The 19,888-nt window shown below is 42.8% G+C and carries 18 protein-coding genes and 1 pseudogene; 12 read left to right on the top strand and 7 right to left on the bottom strand.

Annotation, left to right across the window (positions count from 1 at the left end):
• The first annotated feature begins 364 nt into the window (after positions 1-364).
• From RRG12_RS38895 to RRG12_RS38880, 4 genes are all read left to right on the top strand, one after another.
• Complete coding sequence (locus RRG12_RS38895; protein WP_420762875.1) at positions 365-538, top strand: tetratricopeptide repeat protein; 174 nt, start codon at positions 365-367, stop codon at positions 536-538.
• A gap of 435 nt (positions 539-973) precedes the next feature.
• A complete protein-coding gene (locus RRG12_RS38890; RefSeq protein WP_420762874.1) occupies positions 974-2,503 on the top strand; it encodes an FAD-dependent oxidoreductase in 1,530 nt (509 codons plus the stop codon).
• Positions 2,504-3,392: 889 nt separating this feature from the next.
• Complete coding sequence (locus RRG12_RS38885; RefSeq protein WP_069069891.1) at positions 3,393-4,223, top strand: squalene/phytoene synthase family protein; 831 nt, start codon at positions 3,393-3,395, stop codon at positions 4,221-4,223.
• A gap of 298 nt (positions 4,224-4,521) precedes the next feature.
• Positions 4,522-6,126: a protein kinase domain-containing protein gene (locus RRG12_RS38880; protein WP_420762873.1), complete on the top strand. Its 1,605-nt coding sequence runs from the start codon at positions 4,522-4,524 to the stop codon at positions 6,124-6,126.
• A gap of 101 nt (positions 6,127-6,227) precedes the next feature.
• Here RRG12_RS38880 and RRG12_RS38875 read toward each other — a convergent pair whose 3' ends face one another.
• Positions 6,228-8,156: a protein kinase domain-containing protein gene (locus tag RRG12_RS38875; protein ID WP_420762872.1), complete on the bottom strand. Its 1,929-nt coding sequence runs from the start codon at positions 8,154-8,156 to the stop codon at positions 6,228-6,230.
• A 163-nt stretch (positions 8,157-8,319) separates the two neighbouring features.
• On the opposite strand from RRG12_RS38875, the gene RRG12_RS38870 reads away from it, so the two are divergent.
• Positions 8,320-8,808 (top strand): hypothetical protein, encoded by a 489-nt coding sequence (locus RRG12_RS38870; RefSeq protein WP_420762871.1) that lies wholly within the window; start codon positions 8,320-8,322, stop codon positions 8,806-8,808.
• A 421-nt stretch (positions 8,809-9,229) separates the two neighbouring features.
• Here the strand turns inward: RRG12_RS38870 and RRG12_RS38865 are convergent, their stop codons facing one another.
• Both RRG12_RS38865 and RRG12_RS38860 read right to left on the bottom strand, forming a co-directional pair.
• On the bottom strand, positions 9,230-9,550 hold the full coding sequence (locus RRG12_RS38865) for an HNH endonuclease (protein WP_420762870.1): 321 nt from the start codon (positions 9,548-9,550) through the stop codon (positions 9,230-9,232).
• A complete protein-coding gene (locus RRG12_RS38860) occupies positions 9,547-9,906 on the bottom strand; it encodes a hypothetical protein (RefSeq protein ID WP_256090928.1) in 360 nt (119 codons plus the stop codon). Before RRG12_RS38860 ends, RRG12_RS38865 begins: the two co-directional genes overlap by 4 nt.
• 122 nt (positions 9,907-10,028) lie before the next feature.
• Here RRG12_RS38860 and RRG12_RS38855 point away from each other — a divergent pair, with 122 nt between their 5' ends.
• Together RRG12_RS38855 and RRG12_RS38850 are read left to right on the top strand one after the other, a co-directional pair.
• A complete protein-coding gene (locus RRG12_RS38855) occupies positions 10,029-10,208 on the top strand; it encodes a hypothetical protein (protein WP_141699693.1) in 180 nt (59 codons plus the stop codon).
• A 106-nt stretch (positions 10,209-10,314) separates the two neighbouring features.
• Positions 10,315-11,310, top strand: coding sequence for a YgfZ/GcvT domain-containing protein (locus RRG12_RS38850; RefSeq protein ID WP_420762869.1), 996 nt, complete (start codon positions 10,315-10,317; stop codon positions 11,308-11,310).
• 939 nt (positions 11,311-12,249) lie between these two features.
• On the opposite strand, the pseudogene RRG12_RS38845 reads toward RRG12_RS38850, so the two are convergent.
• The 4 genes and pseudogenes from RRG12_RS38845 to RRG12_RS38830 all read right to left on the bottom strand — a co-directional run.
• Positions 12,250-12,564, bottom strand: a pseudogene (locus RRG12_RS38845) (DUF5331 domain-containing protein); the annotation flags it as partial.
• A gap of 129 nt (positions 12,565-12,693) precedes the next feature.
• Positions 12,694-13,026 (bottom strand): (2Fe-2S) ferredoxin domain-containing protein, encoded by a 333-nt coding sequence (locus tag RRG12_RS38840; RefSeq protein WP_069069889.1) that lies wholly within the window; start codon positions 13,024-13,026, stop codon positions 12,694-12,696.
• Between the two features lie 73 nt (positions 13,027-13,099).
• Entirely contained in the window at positions 13,100-14,074 is a 975-nt protein-coding gene (locus RRG12_RS38835) for a cysteine synthase A (protein ID WP_069069890.1), read from the bottom strand.
• A 1,008-nt stretch (positions 14,075-15,082) separates the two neighbouring features.
• Positions 15,083-15,265, bottom strand: coding sequence for a CsbD family protein (locus RRG12_RS38830; protein ID WP_069068231.1), 183 nt, complete (start codon positions 15,263-15,265; stop codon positions 15,083-15,085).
• A gap of 697 nt (positions 15,266-15,962) precedes the next feature.
• Between RRG12_RS38830 and RRG12_RS38825 the strand changes: the two genes are divergently transcribed.
• From RRG12_RS38825 to RRG12_RS38805, 5 genes are all read left to right on the top strand, one after another.
• Entirely contained in the window at positions 15,963-16,202 is a 240-nt protein-coding gene (locus tag RRG12_RS38825) for a hypothetical protein (RefSeq protein ID WP_420761083.1), read from the top strand.
• Between the two features lie 18 nt (positions 16,203-16,220).
• Positions 16,221-17,855, top strand: a complete 1,635-nt coding sequence (locus RRG12_RS38820; RefSeq protein ID WP_420761084.1) for a tetratricopeptide repeat protein — start codon at positions 16,221-16,223, stop codon at positions 17,853-17,855.
• Between the two features lie 734 nt (positions 17,856-18,589).
• Positions 18,590-18,910, top strand: coding sequence for an RNA recognition motif domain-containing protein (locus tag RRG12_RS38815; RefSeq protein WP_069068229.1), 321 nt, complete (start codon positions 18,590-18,592; stop codon positions 18,908-18,910).
• Between the two features lie 210 nt (positions 18,911-19,120).
• Positions 19,121-19,309: a 30S ribosomal protein S21 gene (gene rpsU, locus RRG12_RS38810; RefSeq protein WP_012407716.1), complete on the top strand. Its 189-nt coding sequence runs from the start codon at positions 19,121-19,123 to the stop codon at positions 19,307-19,309.
• Between the two features lie 251 nt (positions 19,310-19,560).
• Positions 19,561-19,888, top strand: a 328-nt coding sequence (locus RRG12_RS38805) for a 4-Cys prefix domain-containing protein (protein WP_420762868.1), incomplete at its 3' end; no start/stop codon positions are given.

Raw genomic sequence — 19,888 nt, 5'->3', positions numbered from 1 at the left:
TGGCCAATTTCCGGTGGCAGCGTTGTTAAGCCTTTAAAATAAAGGTCTAATTCTGTCACCTTGTCTCTGACAGCTTGTTCAATAATTTGCAGCAGTTCTTCGTTAGTCATTTCGGGTTTTACAGAGGCGATGCCTGACGACGAGTTGCTGCTTGGACGCGCAGCAGAGAAATTGAGCTAATTAATAATGTAGCCTGTATCAAGGATTGCATTGAGGCAATGTGCGATCCTGTGGTTCTACGCTCCCCTTCAAAACCTCATAATTCCACCTCTGAACTCGAAGTTTGCACCTTTGAACACGAACTGCCGAGTTAAAAAGGCGTTGGTGCAACCCGCCGCAGGTATCGCTTTGTTTCCTTTGAGAATTGGCCAATAGCGATCGCACAATATCCCTGAGCAAGAAATCAAAGGCGATCGCCGCCTACCAAAAACCCTTACGCCTCGACCCTAATTTTGAAATCTCTCACCATAATCTGGGATTAGCACTACAAGCTAATAGCTTCACCCATATTGATAATTCATGCTTAATCAAAATTTAAAGAAATTATAGAATAATCTCACCTCTTTTCATAGTATATTTTTCTGCCAGCTTCATCCCCAATAAAGTATATTTTCAATGTCTATCATCGTACAGATACTTTATTTATAAATAATAGTTTAGACTTACAAAACAACAAACTGGAATACACATCTTAACTTAGTTTTAGCAAGGATTGTAAGGTATATTGAGGCACAACAAAAAAGGAAAACGCGAAAATATTTTTCATTTCTCTTTCCTTTTTAGTCAAGACCTACACACTGAAAATCTGAAAAATTACTCCCTCAACCAAGCCTTAAAAAAGGATGACTCTCTAGAGCCAACTTGTTAAGGAGTTGAGAGATATCTTGTGCATAAATCCTATTACCTTGCCATCGCCCTTATCCCTAAAACTTTCTTTCCAGCAACTAAATTTGGCTTGAGACTCTATAAGAATATGCGAAACGACTCTGGTAAAACTATTTCTATTTGGATGACAACGGCAGAAGTCCCAGATCAACTTGTGCTTACCGAAAATACTCATGCAGATGTGTGCGTTGTCGGTGCTGGGATAGCGGGGATGTCAACTGCTTATATGTTAACCCGTGAAGGTAAGTCAGTAGTCGTGTTAGATGATGGCCCCATTGGTGGCGGTCAAACGGCAAGAACAACGGCACACCTATCGAACGTGCTAAGTTATCCCTACCACGAACTGGAGCAAATACACGGTAAAGAGGGCGCAAAACTTGTTGCCCAAAGTCATGCAACAGCAATTAATACTATAGAGGCGATCGCTACTCAAGAAAACATTAACTGTGACTTTGAGCGACTTGACGGCTATCTTTTTCCCCCAGACCTCAAATCAATAAATGAGATTCAGCAGGAGTTAGAAGCAGTACACCGAGCTGGACTTACTGATGTAGAAATGGTGAAAAAAGCGCCTCTAACTGATTTTGATACAGGAGCGTGTCTACGCTTTCCCCAACAAGGGCAATTTGACCCGCTGAAGTATCTAAGTGGACTTGCAGAAGCCATTCAACGCCGTGGCGGTAGAATTTACACAGGGACGCACGTAGAAAAAATCAAAGGTGGTTTACCCGCCCGCGTTGAGACGAGCAGTGGTAAAGTTGTAACAGCTGATGCTGTGGTAGTAGCCACCAACTCACCCATCAGTAACTTGGCTACTATGCATTTTAAGCAGGCTCCATATATGACTTTTGTCATCGGTGCAAAAGTGCCTCACGATTCTGTTTTTAAAGCGCTTTACTGGGATACCCTCGATCCTTACCACTACGTGCGAACGCAAAGCATTGACGAACAGTATGATGTATTAATTGTTGGCGGCGAAGACCACAAAACCGGACAAGCTGACGATGCTTCCTCACGATATGCCAAACTTGAGACATGGACACGAGAACGTTTCCCGATGGCACAGGAAGTTTTATTTCGCTGGTCAGGTCAGGTAATGAATTCTGATGATGGTATAGCCTACATTGGCAAAAACCCCTTTGACGAGGAAAACGTCTACATCGCCACCGGTGATACAGGCATAGGAATGACCCACGGGACGATCGCGGGCATACTCTTAACAGATTTGATTTTAGGGCGAAAAAATACCTGGGCAGAGCTTTATGACCCATCGCGTGCGAGAATTGGTGGAGTAGGTGATTTTATATCTGAGAATCTCAACGTTGCTGCCCAGTATTTAGAGTGGGTGACACCAGGGAATGTTGATTCCGTCGAAAAAGTCACTCCCGGTACAGGTGCAGTAGTGCGGCATGGGTTGACAAAAGTCGCAGCTTATCGAGATGAAAACGGTACATTACACGAACATTCTGCAATCTGTACTCACCTCAATTGTATCGTCGCCTGGAATTCTTCAGAAAATACCTGGGATTGCCCGTGTCACGGTTCGCGGTTTAATACGCAGGGACAGGTAATCAACGGCCCAGCCATTAATGGGCTGACACCAATGGAAAACAAATGAAGTAGTAGTCTGTCATATAAATAATTGATGGATAAATTCCCTCTAGAGACGGCGATTTATCGCGTCTCTCTAACCGTCAAAATGAATTTGACAGACTGATAGGCAGAGATTTTGGTGGGGAACTTAGACCCGCATTTCTCACAAGCTTGAGGGGAAGGATGGGCAGAGGGGAAAGAAGTTGGTATTTGAACTCTCCTCTGCTCCCCTGCTCCCCTGCCTATCTTGTTAAACCCTTAATTCCTTTGGTCGCATCAGTTCGTAGGTAAAAATATTCATAAATTTTTTGTTATGTGGGCAAAGAGTCCACTTTTTTATTGTCAATGTAGTAAATATACGGGAACTTATGGTTATGGGTTATGGTCAATATCTGATTAGCGTAGACGTAGACCGTCGCAGTCCTCTGTGTCCAATTTTACTTACCTTAACTCTTCGGAAAACAGCTGTTCGCATCTAAAGGTGCGTACAAATGTTGTTATTTGTTGTCATCTGTTCTTAAATTGTCTTTATATATACAATAATTACACTTTTTTAGTCAGATTAACGCAGACTTTAAACGCTTTCAAATCCATAAAATGCATGTTTGCTCATGGAAAAATTTTGTGATATTCAACCAAATATTACCATAATTCTTTATATCTATATTAAAAGTTTATGAAAGCTATATCAAACGACACCTCACACATTTTTGCAACCAAAAACCTATATACTGGACTAGACTTTGATCAATTTGAGACTTTTGTTAATTGCAACACCAAAACTATTAATTTTTAGATGAAATACTAGCGTATCTTATAGTCTATAGTTTTTAAGGTTTAGTCAAAACTATATCCAGTATCATCAAAAAACTGCAAACTTCATGTGGTGCAAAAATCAAGCGGGGAGTGAAAACATGAATTTACGTAGAGATGCATTGCAAATCCTCAAAGAAACTAGCCGAACTTTTTATATACCAATTAGTCTTTTACCGCCAGGATTGCAAGAAGCAGTAGCATCAGCATATTTGTGTATGCGTGCCATTGATGAAATTGAAGATCATCCCGAATTAGATAATGTTACTAAAGCGAAGTTATTAAGAAGCATTAGCCTGACATTACAGGCAGGGGTTGATGGCTTCGCGGTAGATGCTTTCTTTGCAGGATTTAGTGGGTATGAGAATTCATTAGAAGAAGTCACTTTGAGCCTTAGAGAATGGTCGCTGCTAGCACCAGACACCATTGCACCTCGAATTTGGGATGCCACTGCTGCAATGGCAGACCGGATGGCTTATTGGGCAGAAAGAAACTGGAAAATTTACACCGAAGCCGATTTGGATCGTTATACCTTTGGGGTTGCAGGTGCAGTGGGATTGTTACTTTCGGACTTATGGGCTTGGTACGATGGAACACAAACGAACCGCACCCAGGCAATTGCATTTGGTCGGGGCTTACAAGCAGTTAATATCCTGCGTAACCATACTGAAGATTTGGGGCGTGGGGTAGAATTCTTCCCAGAAGGTTGGAATGTAGAAAATATGCAAGAGTATGCCCGGCGCAATCTAGCCCTGGCAGAAGCTTATACCAAAGACCTTCCTACTGGCCCAGCCTTAGATTTTTGCCAAATTCCCTTAACCTTGGCTAATGGAACTCTTGACGCCCTTGCTAATGGTAAAGAGAAACTCAGCCGTAGTGACGTTTTTGCCCTTATCGAACAGTTGATTAGTGTGAACATGAAAGCTAGCTAAATTGCCTCCAAATTTGGGCATCCAAAATCCTACAGCGATTTTCTGTCGGAGAGCCAGTGTGGTCTTGGGGTTTCTCCAAGTAAAGCAACTGGCATTGGGCACTGCCCTCCAAATTTAACCGTGTAAGTATAATAAATTATCTTGTTCTAGCGTTCGCTTTACGTAATATTAGCTAAACTTTAGCAACTCTTCAAAGGATTTCCAGCAAAAATGACCTGGCAGGAGTTGATTAATATCTAAATAATTGAAAGGGAGTATAACACTCCCCGTGATTATTCGTGCAGCGAGTTGAGAGTGCATGAGCTACTGCTTAAATCCTACCTGTCCCAATCCAGAAAATTTGGCATATAGCCAAAGGTGTCAGTCTTGTGGCTCGCAACTACTGTTGCGCGATCGCTATCAGGTGATCAAACCATTAGGTCAGGGTGGCTTTGGAGCGACCTTCCTAGCCAATGATCAAGGCCTACCAGGAGAACCGAGTTGCGTAATCAAACAATTACGTCCATCTGGAAGCGCCCCACACGTTTTACAGATGGCCAGAGAACTCTTTGAGCGAGAAGCCAAAACTCTAGGTAAGATTGGCAATCATCCCCAAGTACCAAGATTGTTAGATTATTTTGAAGATCACGAGCAATTCTACTTAGTTCAAGAATACATCAGTGGTGATACCTTGCAGGAGGAGGTCAAACTTAATGGCATCTTGAGCGAAACTGGAGTCAAGCAATTTTTGAGCGAAGTTTTGCCACTTCTCCAATACATCCACGAGCAAAAGGTGATTCACCGTGATATCAAGCCAGCCAACTTAATTCGCCGCACTCAAGATGCCAGAATGGTACTCATTGACTTTGGTGCCGTCAAAAACCAAATCAGTCAAGGTGCGGCAAGTCCATCAGGACAGACAGCATTAACTGCTTATGCCATTGGTACTCCTGGTTTTGCACCTCCAGAGCAAATGGCTATGCGTCCAGTCTACGCCAGTGATATTTATGCACTGGGGGTGACATGCATTTATTTACTGACTAGCAAAACTCCTAAAGATTTAGATTACAATCCCAACACGGGCGAGATGATGTGGGAGCAGCTTGTGCAAGTGAGTGACCACTTGAGCAACGTCTTGCGAAAAATGTTAGACGTGTCTGTACGTAGTCGCTATCAGTCAGCAGCAGAAGTTCTCAGAGCCTTGGAAATAGAACCATACTTAGATAGTTTAGCCAAGGGTTTACTGATTAAATCTGATAGTGGATCTAAAGAGCGAACACACAACTACCTGGAAAATTCTGCTGTTTTATCTAATCACCCTTCTACTGGTGTTAGCAATACAGGAGTAGCGCAGGTAGCGGCAGCAATTCGCGCTAGACGAGCCAAGGCAGCAGAAGCAGGTGGATTGCACCAGGGTTCTGGAATGGCCAAATCAACCACTTTAGCTAACAGCAACAGTAATGGTTCACAAGTTCAAAATTCTAGAGTTGAGCGGAAGTTAGATACCCAAAGTTTATTAACAGCCTATATGAAGGGGAGACGGGATTTTGCCCTACACAATTTAAATTTGCTGAATCTGCAAGGGGCTGACTTATCCCAAACAAATTTTCATTCTGCTCAATTGCAAAAAACCAATCTTCAGGGAGCTAATCTTCACAATAGTGACTTTGGCAGAGCCAGTCTGACTAGAGCAAATCTTAAAGATGCTAATTTGACCAAAGCATACTTTAATCATGCTGATTTAGAAGGGGCAGACCTGCGAGGCGCAGACCTCAGCAATGCTTATCTTAGTAATGCTAACCTCCGAGGAGCTAATTTGTGTGGTGCTAATCTCACCAGTGCCAAAATTTCTGATGAGCAGCTAGCACTAGCAAAAACAAATTGGATGACTGTGCGCCCCAATGGAAAACGAGGTTTATTGTAATTTGAAAGTATGAAGAGTGCTGAGTTACGTTAGCGGGAGCAGGGCTAATACCCGCATACATCATTGCTGAGTACTCTTTCTTCACTTAGCACTCGTAACTGTTAAAAACCACTTTGAGGAGTTTCTGTAGCATTAGGACTCTCTGTAGTGGCAGGTTGGTTAGTATCAGGAAGTTTTTGTTCAGTACTCTTCTGATTATCTTGAGTTTCTACTTTAGGCAATGCCTGTTTTGCTAGATTTTCGGCTGCTTGTTTAAATAATGGTTCTATTTTGTTTCGCCAATATTGAGTATTAGGCAATTTTTCTGGATGGTTTCTATAATCTAAAACTTTATCCCATTTACCATCATCTATTGCTTTATTGATCTCATTAGATAACGCCTCCGCCTTAGCCCAATCTTCCTGCCACTGGGCAATCATTTTGCCCGTCTCTTGGATACCAGAAGCAGCATTTGCCGGAATCGATCTTAAAAGTGCGATCGCTCCAACTATATCTCCTGATTCATACTTCTTTCTTGCTTGCTCTATAATATTGGCACTGTTATCACTAGGCTGCGATCGCTCTGATTTCCCACCATCGTCAGTTGAACCCTTCGGTTTTTCTGGTAACGGAGTTACTACATTCTTGGATTTTGGTTTTGCCTTGGGAATTGTTCGAGTCGCAATCAAGCTGCTATCATCTACAATCTTAGTTGCAATCCCCTTGTCGCGTAAGCAAGAACCCCATTCTTGATTATTGGTGATCACAGCCGAGTGTGCCCAAGCCAAACGACCAGATTTAAGTTTAACTTCTATCCAACCTCGTCTTGTCCGCTTGCCAGTCACCTCGAAATTGGTGTTATCAGCAACAGTTTGCAAAACATTATCAGAATTTATCGAACTAGGTTCAGAACGAATATTAGAATTTCCGACGACAACAGCCGAGCATTTATTTGCTAAGGCGGTATCCTTACCTGTAAGATTTAAAGCTAAATTTTTTACATTTGGATATACATTTGCTACCAAGGCAGCCGCACCACCCGCTAATAATATACCGATTAATATCGGCCAGGGGTCGGATTTACTAGAGTCTTTACGCGCAGGTTTAGCAGGGACAGGATTTGCTGGTGCAACTGCAACAGTTTGCAGTCGAGATACTTGAGGCTGAGATTTGCCGGCTTGGTAACTAGAACTTTTGGCGGCTTCTTGAGGTGTGGAAAGTGTAGGTACAGGATTAATCGCGTCTTTACACGCTTGCAGTGCTTCTGTAGCGTTTTGGTAGCGGTCTTTGAAGTGATAACGCACCATCTTAGTCAAGACTGCCGCCAGTCGATGGTTCACGGTTACTGAATGCCGCCAGATGATTTCCCCCGTTTCTGGGTCTTCTTGCAATTCTGTTGGCTGTAATCCTGTTAGTGCTTGAATGGCAATGATGCCAAGGGAATAGATATCACTGTTGGGACGGGGTTTACCTTGCCCTTGTTCTGTCGGCATATAGCCAGGAGTACCGATAACTACTGTGGCAGAGGGTTGTCCGCCCACTGTTACCATCTGTGTACGCAGTTGCTTCACTGCTCCAAAATCAACTAAAACGAACTTATTATCTGAGGCGCGACGGATGATATTATCCGGTTTGATATCGCGGTGAATCACGCCTTGGCGATGGACAAATTCGAGAATTTCCAGAACTTCCTGCAATAGTTGAATTACTCGGCTTTCATTCCAGCGCTTACCAGGTATAAGTTCCTCAGCTAGGGTGTGTCCTTCAATATATTCTTGTACTAGATAGAATTCTTGGTTTTCGTCAAAATACGCTAATAGTCTGGGTATTTGGTCATGGTTGCCCAATTTTTCTAAGGTTTCGGCTTCGCTGTTGAACAGGCGTTTAGCAGTATCAAAAACTCTGGGGTCAGTTCCGGGTTTGAGGTGCTTGACAACGCAAATAGGGTTGCCGGGCCGCCGAGTATCTTGGGCAATGTATGTTTGACCAAATCCTCCCATCGCGAGGACTCGAATTACTTGGTAACGATGGTCTAGTAGCTTGCCTATCATATTCCCTCCCCAGAGTTATTACCTAATTTTCCAGCTGGTAATAAATATCTCCAAATTTTCTTCAATGAAATCCGCTATCTTGAGAAAAGATTTAGATTAAAAACGCAGCTTTTTAATAAACGCAGACTGTTTATTTTTCTTTTAGTGCCCCTGTTTATTACCAATGCCACCTAAAATAACAAATCCAGTTGCATGGCAGCAGGCTGAAATCCTCATGCAACCTGCTTTCATTCGCGTTATCGACAACATCCGCAAGCTGCTTGATGAATCTTCCTGGACGGGAACTTACCATGATGTCCTGATTTGGCCGCCTAGCACCACTGATGAAATCAAAGCATTGGTGACTGAACTGTTGCAAGCAATGGAAACTGCAACGCCCGAAGAAGCAGATGAAATCAGAAAGACTCTGACTCGTCTGCCGATGCCCCATCCAGGATATCATCTACGTTTGCAGCGTCAACAGCAAGAAGCGAGTATCGATTTGTGGGAACTGTGTTATCAGGTGTGTTTTTTTGAATACACCCCACAGAAGGAATCTGCTGATATTGATACTAGTTTAATTGATGAACTCGGTGAAGTGGATTGGTTGCGTTTGGATGCTAAGTCAAAAGAGTTAGTTGAGCAGGCGTTTGCTAGTTTACCAGAGGGTTAACAAAATTAGGCGCGATCGCACTCTTAGTAAATGTGCCAAATAAGCGATGTCTGGCAACAAGAAGCAGAACTTCTACGCAAGTCAAATAAATAGCTTAGTAGGCATGAGGATGAATCGTGAACTTAAGAATACTGACCTGCCCAAATCAACCAGTCCCGTTCTTCTAAGCGCTCTGATTGGTTAAATTGGAGAATTGCAACAGTTACTCGCCCTTCTGCTGTCAAGTCGCTTCGCTCCAATTAAAAATTAAAAATTATTAATTAAAAATTGCAAGACGCGACGCTCCTGCGTCGCTAACGCTTCGCTATCGCGGACTCGCTAACACTGCGCTATCAGTGGGGGCTTGTACCCCAAATTAATTAATTAAAAATTATTATTCTCCTTAATTTTTAACTTTTAATTTTTAATTTTTAATTTTTAATTAAAAAAAGGTCAATGGTGCAATCTCTGCTCCATTCATCTGAAAGTGATCGCTCCATTTTTGAGTCCTTGGATTGAAAAAGGGTGTTAGTTTCCCTGTTTCAGGATCGATTGACCCCAAATCAGTACCCTTTGCACGATTACAGTATGGACAGGCGAGAGCTAGATTCTCTGCTTCAGTAGTGCCACGATGTTTTTCGGCAATAATATGTTCCATTTCAAAACTAAATAATGCAGCACTCTGAGGAAATAAGCAGTACTCACACCTTTGGTTCGCTCGTTCAATTACAAGTTTCCGTAACTGGGCTGATACATAAGTCATGGATGTTGGCGTAATTGCTCGAAGACATGAGCTTTTGCCATACGCACAAGATGTTCTATGGTCAGATAGCGTTCTAGTTCAGCTTCACCTTTGGCTGAAAGTGTTCCTGCTTTACTTTGGGCTAGTAAATCACTTACACGACTTTGGAATTCCGGTGAGGGTCGGATTGCCAGAATTTGTTCTGATGTAGGCTGACTAGCTAACAATCCAATAATCTCTTTCTCGTCGAGAAAATTGCCAGACTGTTCGCTCAATAACTCTTGGAGACCGCGTTCTACTATCTCTTGTAAACGGTCTTGGAACGGCTGTAATTGCTGCCCTAGCTCCTCAGATACCTCAACAGTGATTTGCATCATCTAGCTCTGTTGTTTTTTAAATCAATCTATTAGCTATAAGTCTAGCTACAAATCAATCTATTAGTTTAATTTTATAAGTACCGTGTATAACTAGTTACTGCAAGCATATTTCCTAGTTTACTATGAACGATGTCTACGACGGGCTACGCCTACGCACTTTTAATGATGGGGTTAATGTGGGCAATCGTATTTCTGGTGATGTGGGCGATCGCTCACTGTGTCACAAATCAATTATATTTCTGCCATACACTTGCGGTAAAAGTTCATTTTATAACTCTTTATTGTTCGGCACTTTCTTTTGATTTGATTATATGCCAGAAGAAAACCAGAGGTAGATTGAAGCCGCAAACGCTTATTTGCTAAGATTTCCAGTGCGACAACATTGAAACAGGGCAAGTTCTCATCACCATGCCAACATCTACACTTGACGATCAAGACGCAGCAGCTATCGAAGCCGCTAGAGTTGGGGTTGCAATATGCGATCGCACCGCTTGGGGACGCATCAAGGTATCTGGCGACGATCGCCTCAATTTTTTACACAACCAAAGTACTAACAATTTCCAAATACTCAAGCCAGGACAAGGTTGTGATACAGTTTTCGTCACTTCCACAGCCAGAACAATTGATTTAGTAACCGCCTACGTTCGAGAAGATGCGGTAATCTTGCTGGTTTCACCCAACCGCCGCCAATATCTTATGGAATGGCTGGATAAATATATTTTTTATGCCGACAAGGTGGAATTATCTGATATCACAGAATACACCAACACCTTCAGCCTCATTGGCCCAGGAAGCGATGCTGTTTTAGAAAAGTTGGGTATTGGCGAACTTATCGGGCAACCTTACGGTAGTCATCAAGTATACACGATCGCTCCGGCTGAGGGAGTGCGGGTTGCTGTGGGTAGTGGGTTAGCGGCTCCTGGATACACCTTCACTTTCCCCTATACTGATAAATCTTCGGTGTGGAACAAATTGTTAGAAGCTGGGGCGGTAGAAATGAGCGATCGCGCCTGGGATGCTTTGCGAATCTTACAAGGTCGCCCCGCCCCAGATTCGGAACTCACAGATGATTACAATCCTTTGGAAGTTGGTTTGTGGCAAACAATTTCTTTTAATAAAGGTTGCTATATTGGGCAAGAAACCATTGCTCGGTTAAATACATATAAAGGTGTAAAGCAACACTTACTTGGTATTCGTCTCAGTGCCCCTGCGGAAATTGGAAGTGCGATCGCAGTTGGAGATGAAAAGGTTGGCAAACTTACCAGTTACACCCAAACCGCTGATGGTTACTTTGGACTAGGTTATATTCGCACCAAAGCTGGTGGCGTGGGCTTAAAAGTCCAAGTGGGAGAAACTGAGGGTGAAGTAGTAGAAATCCCGTTTGTTTCTCACGAGTACCCGTAATTTGTAATTTGTAATTCGTAATTCATAATTAAGAAAGAATAGAGACGCGTTAGCGTACCACGCTACGCTAACGCATCTCTGTTGGTAATTGCTTTTTGGTACTTCATCTATTGTTATGATTGTTCAAATAAAAATATCGTCTTTATCGTCCCATCTAGTACCTTGACAAAATTCATCTACCCAAGAGGCTAGACTACGGGCATTAGTGGTTGGTAAATTCACTTTGCTTTTAACGTCTTGTGGTTGAATATTCGGATGTTTGCCGTTGCTTTTAAGCTCAGTAGTAATTGATAGCGATCGCACTGGTTTGCCGTTGCTGTTAATCTCGGTGGTAATTGCCAGAAATGCACCTAAAGGAAGTCGCCCAGATGGCGAAGTCTGACGACTACGCACTGGTTTACTGTTGCTAGAAACCTGTGTTGCTAATACTAGAGATGGCATAATAGTTTTGGCTTTACTATTAACCTCAGTGGTCATTGTCAGCGATGCTCCTGAAGGGAGGCGTTTAAGGGGTGATTGTAGTGGCTGATATTCGTTGATAAAACCCGATGATGGAGTTTTTACTGGAGTATCTGAAGCCGTTTTAGTTGCAAATGCAACTACCAACTCAGGTTTGCGTGTGCGAACTACCTCAGTATCAGTATTAGCTGTAAATGATGGCACTAGTTGATCGGCGTGTGGCAAGTTTGAGTCTAGAATTTCAGCGAGAGAATGAGACGCAATCTTGCTAGCAGTTACAACCGATGACACATCTTTATCGAAAGCGGCGGGAAACTCCATCCCCTTGTGGGTGGAGAGGGATAGCCGCCCCGCCGCTTCGGGCACTGGGCATTGGGCATTGGAAACTTCTTCCCCATGCCCCATGCCCCATTCCCCATGCCCAAAAACTCCATCCCCTTGTGGGTGGAGTTTTTCATCCTCAGAATATTTCTGGTATGGCGACTCGCTGTCAACTTGGCTTGTAGCCACAGAAAGTTCTGATTTTATTAAACGTAACTCTTCATCAGGATTAAAATTAAGACCTAAAGCGATGACTATTTTATCTGGATCGTTATTCAGATCCAGCATAAAAGCAAGTATTTCATCAAACTGGGGTTCCAAAACAGACAGGGTTGCCAAAATAAAACCGGACAAAGGACGCCGCAGACCATCATAAGTCCCCCAAACTCGCATTTTTACCAGCCAGGAAATATTTTGATCGTAGTAAATCAGCCATTTGTGTTTTAAGGATTGACGCAGATTTTGGATATTCATTAGATGCCTCGCTTCAGTCAACAAGATTGCAGACATTGATATGTTTAACAAAACAGAATTTAGAAGTCAGTCGCCAGAATGGGCTAAACCTTAGCTATCCGCTAACAGAATTGAATTCTCTATTCTTCTTCAATTTTGGGGATGAAATCGATAATAAAGCATCTGTTTGACTCTTTGTCCACCTAGTAAATGATGTTCTACCAGTAGAGATACTTCATCGGGTTGAACGCCGCTATACCAGACTTCATCGGGTAATATCAGCACCATCGGCCCATTGCCACATTGTCCCAAACAGCTGCTAGCCGTCACCGCCACACCGGGGATTGGCAAAGCGGCAAAAGCTGCTAATACCTTGAGGGCACCTTGCTTTTTGCAGGTGCGATTTTGACAAACCCGTACACATCTAGGAGAAGAGGGTTGGTCTATTATTGGGAAGTTTGATGGTTGAGTTATGTTTGTCATTTGTCATTTGTCCTTTATCATTTGTCATTCGTCAGTTGTCTTTTGCTAATGACTAATGACCAATGACTAATGACTAATCTATTGAAAGTCCTTTTGAGGCTAACCATTCAGGGTTGAATATCCGCGACTGATATCGGGAGCCACTATCACATAAAATGGTGACAATGGTATGTCCTGGGCCCAACTGCTTGGCTAAGGCGACAGCAGCCCCAACATTAATACCCGTTGAACCACCCATTAATAGCCCATCTTTTCTCAGCAGTTGGTAAACTACTCGTAAAGCTTCTTGGTCATCGATTTGGATAGCATCATCAGCGGGTGCGCCTTCCATATTGGCTGTGACGCGACCGTTACCGATGCCTTCGGTGATGGAATTTCCTTCTATATTGATTTCGCCAGTTTTGACATAGCTATAAAGTGCACTACCCAGTGGATCGGCAACAACGCATTTAATTGCCGGATTTTGTTCCTTCAAGTACAACGCTACCCCAGCATAAGTACCACCAGTACCAGTTGCAGCTGTCCATGCATCTATTTTACCATCTGTCTGTGCCCAAATTTCTGGCCCTGTGGTTTCGTAGTGGGCGTGGCGATTGGCTAAGTTATCAAACTGATTCGCCCAAATGGCATTTTCTAACTCAGCAGCCACTCTACCAGATAGCTTAACGTAGTTGTTTGGGTCTTTATAGGGTACAGCAGGAACGCGACGAACTTCTGCACCTAGTGCTGTCAGTGCGTCTATTTTTTCTTGGGACTGAGTATCGGGAATAATAATTAGGCATTTGTAGCCTTTGGCGTTGCAAATATGTGCTAATCCAATGCCAGTATTACCAGCGGTTCCTTCTACGACAGTGCCACCAGGTTTGAGTAGACCTTTCTCTTCTGCGTCTTCGATAATGTAAAGTGCGGCACGGTCTTTGACGGAACCACCGGGATTGAGGAATTCTGCTTTAGCAAGGATTTCACACCCTGTTTCTTCACTAAAGCTGTTTAAGCGAATCAGAGGTGTGTTACCAATAGCACCGACGAAGCCATTTTTAATATCCATTTTGACTGTACCTGTGTGAGTGTCTATAAAAATTTTGGCTTATAGTGGCCTCAGCATGTAAGCTTTATCCCATTTTTGGTTTCAGAGTACCAGTTGATTGCTTACAAAGAAAGGCAAGAGACAGGAGGCAGAAAGAACACATGTTTTTACTAAAGTTTCTAAGAATTTGAAAAGTCTAATTTATTACTAGCCCTGGCGACTGGAAGTCGCGGCTATACAGACAAAACCCACCTCCGTGGGTTAAAAACTCTTGATTTTGCAAGCTTTCCACGGAGGTGGACTTGGTTTGTGTAGTAGCGAATTTTATTTGCCTAATACTTTGTACACACAAGTCTTTGAGAGTTGCCTCACAGCGTTTAGATCCCCCTTAGCCCCCCTTAAAAAGGCTACGGTGTACACACAAGTCCTAAAAACCTAGCTTGATAAGCATTTCCTCGTTCCCAGTCTCCGACTGGGAATGCATTCATTGAGTCTCTGACTCAATATCTGACTAGAGGCAGAGCCTAGGGTGTTGACTCTGTACCCTTTAGCCCGTAAGACTTCATGCAAAAAATGTGTCGCCTGTTTTTGACCTAAACTGCCTGAAACAGGCAGTTTAGGTCAAACAAAAAATAACACGAATAATTTTCCCAAAAATTCCCGAAAAATGCACAAAGTCAACAGCCTAGGCAGAGCCTCTAATCAGGCATTCCTATGCAGAGCATAGGAACGAGATAAACCAGCGAACAATGCGAAATTGATCTTTTTTTGACTCGTGTGTACACCGTAGCTTAAAAAGGGGGGAAAACTTCTTAAAGTCCCCCAATTTATCGGGGGATTTAGGGGGATCTAAAACTTTTGATACCGACAAGAGGACTTTTCAAACAACCTCTTAAACATCTACCCTGCTTTTGGTAACAAAAATCGTGATTTTGGTTAGGGAACTCCAACAAATGAACTGGGCAGGAAAACCCGCCCAGTTCATAAGGACGGGCGAGACGCCCATCCTACAATAAATATTGTGATATTTTATTCTAAAGTCTTTTTAACTTCATCTTTGATATTCTCAGCCGTGTGACGGACTTGGGCTTCAGCTTGTTTAGCTTTACCTTCAGCTTTATCTTTAGGATCGCCAGTTACTTCGCCAATGACCTCTTGTACTTTACCTTCGACGTTTTTAGCAAAAGCTTTTGCTCTATCTTCGATACTCATATTCGTTGTTCCTAAAGTATTTTAAGTGTTGATTTTTATTGCTTGCTCGAAAAGCGCTGCAATGTTTATAGATTACTTTTAGACAACTTTTAATTCTTCTATCTGACGATGCTTTTATGAAGAATAGTTGTGTTCTTTGTACATAGTTATTTAACAGTTAAATTCATCTTGGAGAGTTAAAGTAAATTCTATTGTTCTACCTTGAGACAAAATAATTTACAACTTTAGGTAGATAGCGATGATGTTGAAGGAGCCAGAAGGCAGGAATAAGGGACTTCCAAATAACTAAATATTCCATCGCTATGTAGACAGGGGGCAGGGGAAAGTTATTCTCCTGCGGCTCGACTAAGCGATCGCTTCACTTCCTCCTTTTCTCTGCTTTTGTCACAAATATTGCGCGGAAAGAAGCATAATTTTTCAAGCTTTAACTGAAGAGTAGTTTAGCTGGTGCAAGAAAACACAGAAAAGTCTAATCAGTGGCTTTGAAGTGCCTACAGGGTGCTGAGGCTTCCAAGCATCAGAAATTTGGTGGTCTATAGCGCAATACAGTTCAGAATGAGCAACAAAACACTTGTAGAGACGGCGATTCATCGCATCTTCAAAGACAAATTATCTACACCACTCAATACTGCTTGGGTTTAAAAGCAGCAGTAACAAGTATCCACGTTTATCTCTAGCTTCTTACTGATTAATATTTATGAAAGTATTTATGCGATCGCATTCTACTACTCAACCAACTACCAACTCCCAATATGTAGACTCTAGGATGCAAACTGATGCATCTGTTAACATTTTCATCGGATGTTCAATCTTGATTCCAATGATTGTGTTTGCAGGGTTTAATATTTATAAGAAACAGCGTGCTGCTGTTCTTCGCCAACAAGTTGCCTCTTTAGAGAAACTGTGGCATTTGAATATTAAGAAAAAAAGAGCTTGAAGAAAAAGAATATAGACAATGAAGTACTTATTTATAGTTTGGGTACTTATACTCTCTTTAGTCGCTCCTAGTGCGGCGATCGCTGAAGTAAAACAGCCCTACACCTTAATATCTGGACTTGGCACAATCCACCATCCAGTTTCTACTCCTAATCCCCAAGCACAAGAGTTTTTCGATCAGGGATTAAATTTAATTTACGCTTTCAATCATGACGAGGCAATGCGTTCTTTTCAACACGCTGCCAAACTCGATCCGCATTTGGCGATCGCATATTGGGGTATTGCTTTAGCTCTGGGGCCTAATATTAACTCAGCAATAGACCCCAAGCGAGAATTAGCTGCTTACCAAGCAGTACAGCAAGCCTTGGCACTTTCTACCCAAGCATCTACCCAAGAACAAGACTACATTACCGCCTTAGCAAAACGTTACTCCCAAAATCCCGATGCAGACTTGTATCAACTAGCGGTAGATTACGCAAAAGCAATGGCAACCCTAGTCAAGCGCTATCCTGATGATTTGGATGCGGCAACGCTTTACGCTGAAAGCTTAATGGATTTGCATCCTTGGCAACACTGGACTAAAGATGGCAAGCCACAGCCAGATACAGAAGAAATTGTAGCTGTTTTAGAATCAGTTCTCCAACGAAACCCGAATCATACGGGAGCTAATCATTACTATATCCATGCCGTAGAAGCCTCGCCTTCCCCAGAACGGGCCCTTATGAGTGCCAAACGACTAGGAACTTTAGCGCCAGCGGCGGGACACTTGGTACACATGCCTTCCCATATTTATTTTCGTGTGGGAGATTATGAAGGGGCAATGCAGGTAAACCAACAGGCGATCGCTCAAGATGATATTTACATCAACAAATATCAAGTCCAGGGCACTTACCCCATGATGTACTACAACCACAACGTACATTTTCTCATGGTAGCCAGCAGCATGGCAGGAAAGTATGAAGATGCTCTGAAATCCGCAGAGAAATTAGTCACCAACATTACTGCGATTGGCCCACATATACCAATGCTTGAGGGATTCCTGGGCAGCAAAATGCTGATTCAGACACGCTTTCATGACTGGGATGCCATCTTAAAAACTCCTGCTCCCGATGCTAAACTACCTACTACAACAGCACTTTGGCATTTTGCTCGTGGTATGGCAACGGCAGCCACAGGCAAATTTGAAGATGCAGCAAATGAAAGCAGTGCATTACTGGCCGCTAAACAGGTAATTCCCGCCGAAGCAACCATTGGATTTAGTCCTGCCAGTCGCATTTTAGACATTGCCTCAAAAGTTTTAGACGCCAAAATTGCCAGAGAAAAGCATGATTATGAATCTGCCATTCAATTGCTAGAACAAGCAGTAGTCGCAGAAGATGCTCTCGATTATGTGGAACCACCAGACTGGTACTTCCCCACGCGAGAGTCTTTGGGCGCTGTGCTTTTGGCTAAGGGTAACTATAGAGAGGCTGAAGAAGTCTTTCGTGCTGATCTCAAAAAGTATCCTCATAACGGGCGTTCTCTATTTGGCTTGCAGGCAAGTTTGCAGGCACTCGGCAAAGATCAGGCTGCTAAACTTGTCAAAACTGAATTGGAAACCGCTTGGAAAGGTGATGAAAAGCAACTTGACCTAGCAACTGGGGTTACTTATTAAACTTTGTCTCCCCTTTTCCCAAAAGGCTACAGTGTACACACAAGTCTAAATAAAGCTCAATTTTCCATTGTTGTCTCTTTCCTATGCTCTGCATAGGAATACCTGATTAGAGGTTGCTGCCTCCACTCAGATATTGAGTCAGAGACTCAATGAATCCATTCCCAGTCTAAGACTGGGAACGAGGAAAGTCTTATCAAGCTAGGTTTTTAGGACTTCTGTGTATCCCGTAATTTTCCAAAAAGGAGAGACCCGCGCCAAGAGAGAAGACTCAGGACTGTCTCCTGCCCCCTGCCCCCTGCCCCCTGCCTCCTGCCTCCTGCCCCCTGCAAATTTGTTGCCTGACTTTAGCTTTCGTATTAAAATTTTGGAGTAATGCTTCATGGTTAATGCAGTCAAACGTTCAATGCGGATATTCTGAAGATGCGCCCCCGTATGTCTGATTTTTATATCACCCTACAAAATTTATCTTCTTCTATTTCCAACCCTTTTTTGCGGTGGGCAGTATTTAGAGTAGGTGGGGGCGGGTGATCGCTTAGGTGCGATCGCATCACTGGTTAACTATCTGTTAACTATCTACTGGATGCAGAGAGTTGTCTCCTATGTCATCCTATGATTAGGAGAGTTAATTCAGTGATGTCTTTGGTTTTAGTATTGAAAGGCTTTTTCCTTTTAGTATTTACAGACTTCTCAGAGAAATTAAAATCTCTACACAGTGATGATTTTGGAGAGAATCGATGTCAATTTATGTAGGTAACCTCTCTTATGACGTTACACAAGAAGATTTAAGTGGTATTTTTGCAGAATATGGTACTGTAAAACGAGTTCAAGTACCTACTGACCGTGAAACAGGTCGTCCGCGAGGCTTTGCTTTTGTGGAAATGGGAACTGAAGCTGAAGAAACAGCTGCTATTGAAGCTCTCGACGGTGCTGAATGGATGGGTCGTGACCTGAAAGTGAATAAGGCTAAACCCAAGGAAGACAGAGGTGATAGAGGTTCCTTTGGTGGAAACCGGGGAGGATACGGTGGTGGCGGCGGTGGACGCAACCGCTACTAGACCTTGGAAACAAAAAAATTTGCCTAAAGTCTTAAGGTCAGACAAGGAGTCTGTCTTTTTTTTGTAATCTTACCAAAGCAGTGCTGAGTGTCCAAGAACGATTACTCGTCCTTATTTCAATCCTCTAGATTTATCTATGGGATCACTCAGCACTCACCACCCCTGAATGCTTGCCTAGCCATTGATAAAGTCAACTTAGTAGGAGATGTAATGACCCAAGTAATTGTCGGTGACAATGAACATATTGAATCAGCCTTACGACGATTTAAGCGAGAAGTTTCCAAGGCTGGAATTTTTCCAGACATGAGAAAGCATCGTCATTTTGAAACACCCTTAGAAAAACGCAAGCGCAAAGAAGTTGCCAAACACAGACAGAGTAAGAGAAGTTTTCGTAACTAAGAACTGATATACAGCAGAATTCAGGAGTCAGAATTTAGAATTCAGAATTCAGGAGTCAGAATTCAGGAGTAAAACAGGCTTTATACCTTGCTTTGAGATGAATCCTTGTGTACTTCACCTTCCTTGAAATCCGCTGTAAATATAAATGAATTGCCCTCATACAATCTATGAGGGTTTTCCTTTTGCCGATTTTAAAATCAGGAAACCTCAAGAAACGCTAAAATCAAGTCAGCCTTTGTATTGTAGCGGTTGTGTCCCACATCACTCAGAGTGCGGTTCACTGCATAAATCCTGATTGTCAACGTCCTTATCCTCAGCCTTGGGGAAACAAATTTTGTAACAGCTGTGGCGCACCGCTAGAGTTGCTAGACCGTTATGTTCCACTTCAGCCTTTGGGATCGGGAGGATTTGCTCAAATCTACACGGTTTGGGATGAAAAAACTCAAACTGAGAAAGTGTTAAAAGTGTTGGTGGAAGATTCGCCAAAGGCGCTGGAATTATTTACCCAAGAGGCGGCAGTTTTATCTAGCTTGCAGCATCCTGGTGTCCCTACAGTCGATGCCGATGGATATTTTCATG

Source organism: Nostoc sp. CALU 546, assembly GCF_048836525.1.
The sequence above is the reverse complement of the archived record's forward strand: the minus strand, read 5'-3'. Positions and strand labels throughout refer to the sequence as shown.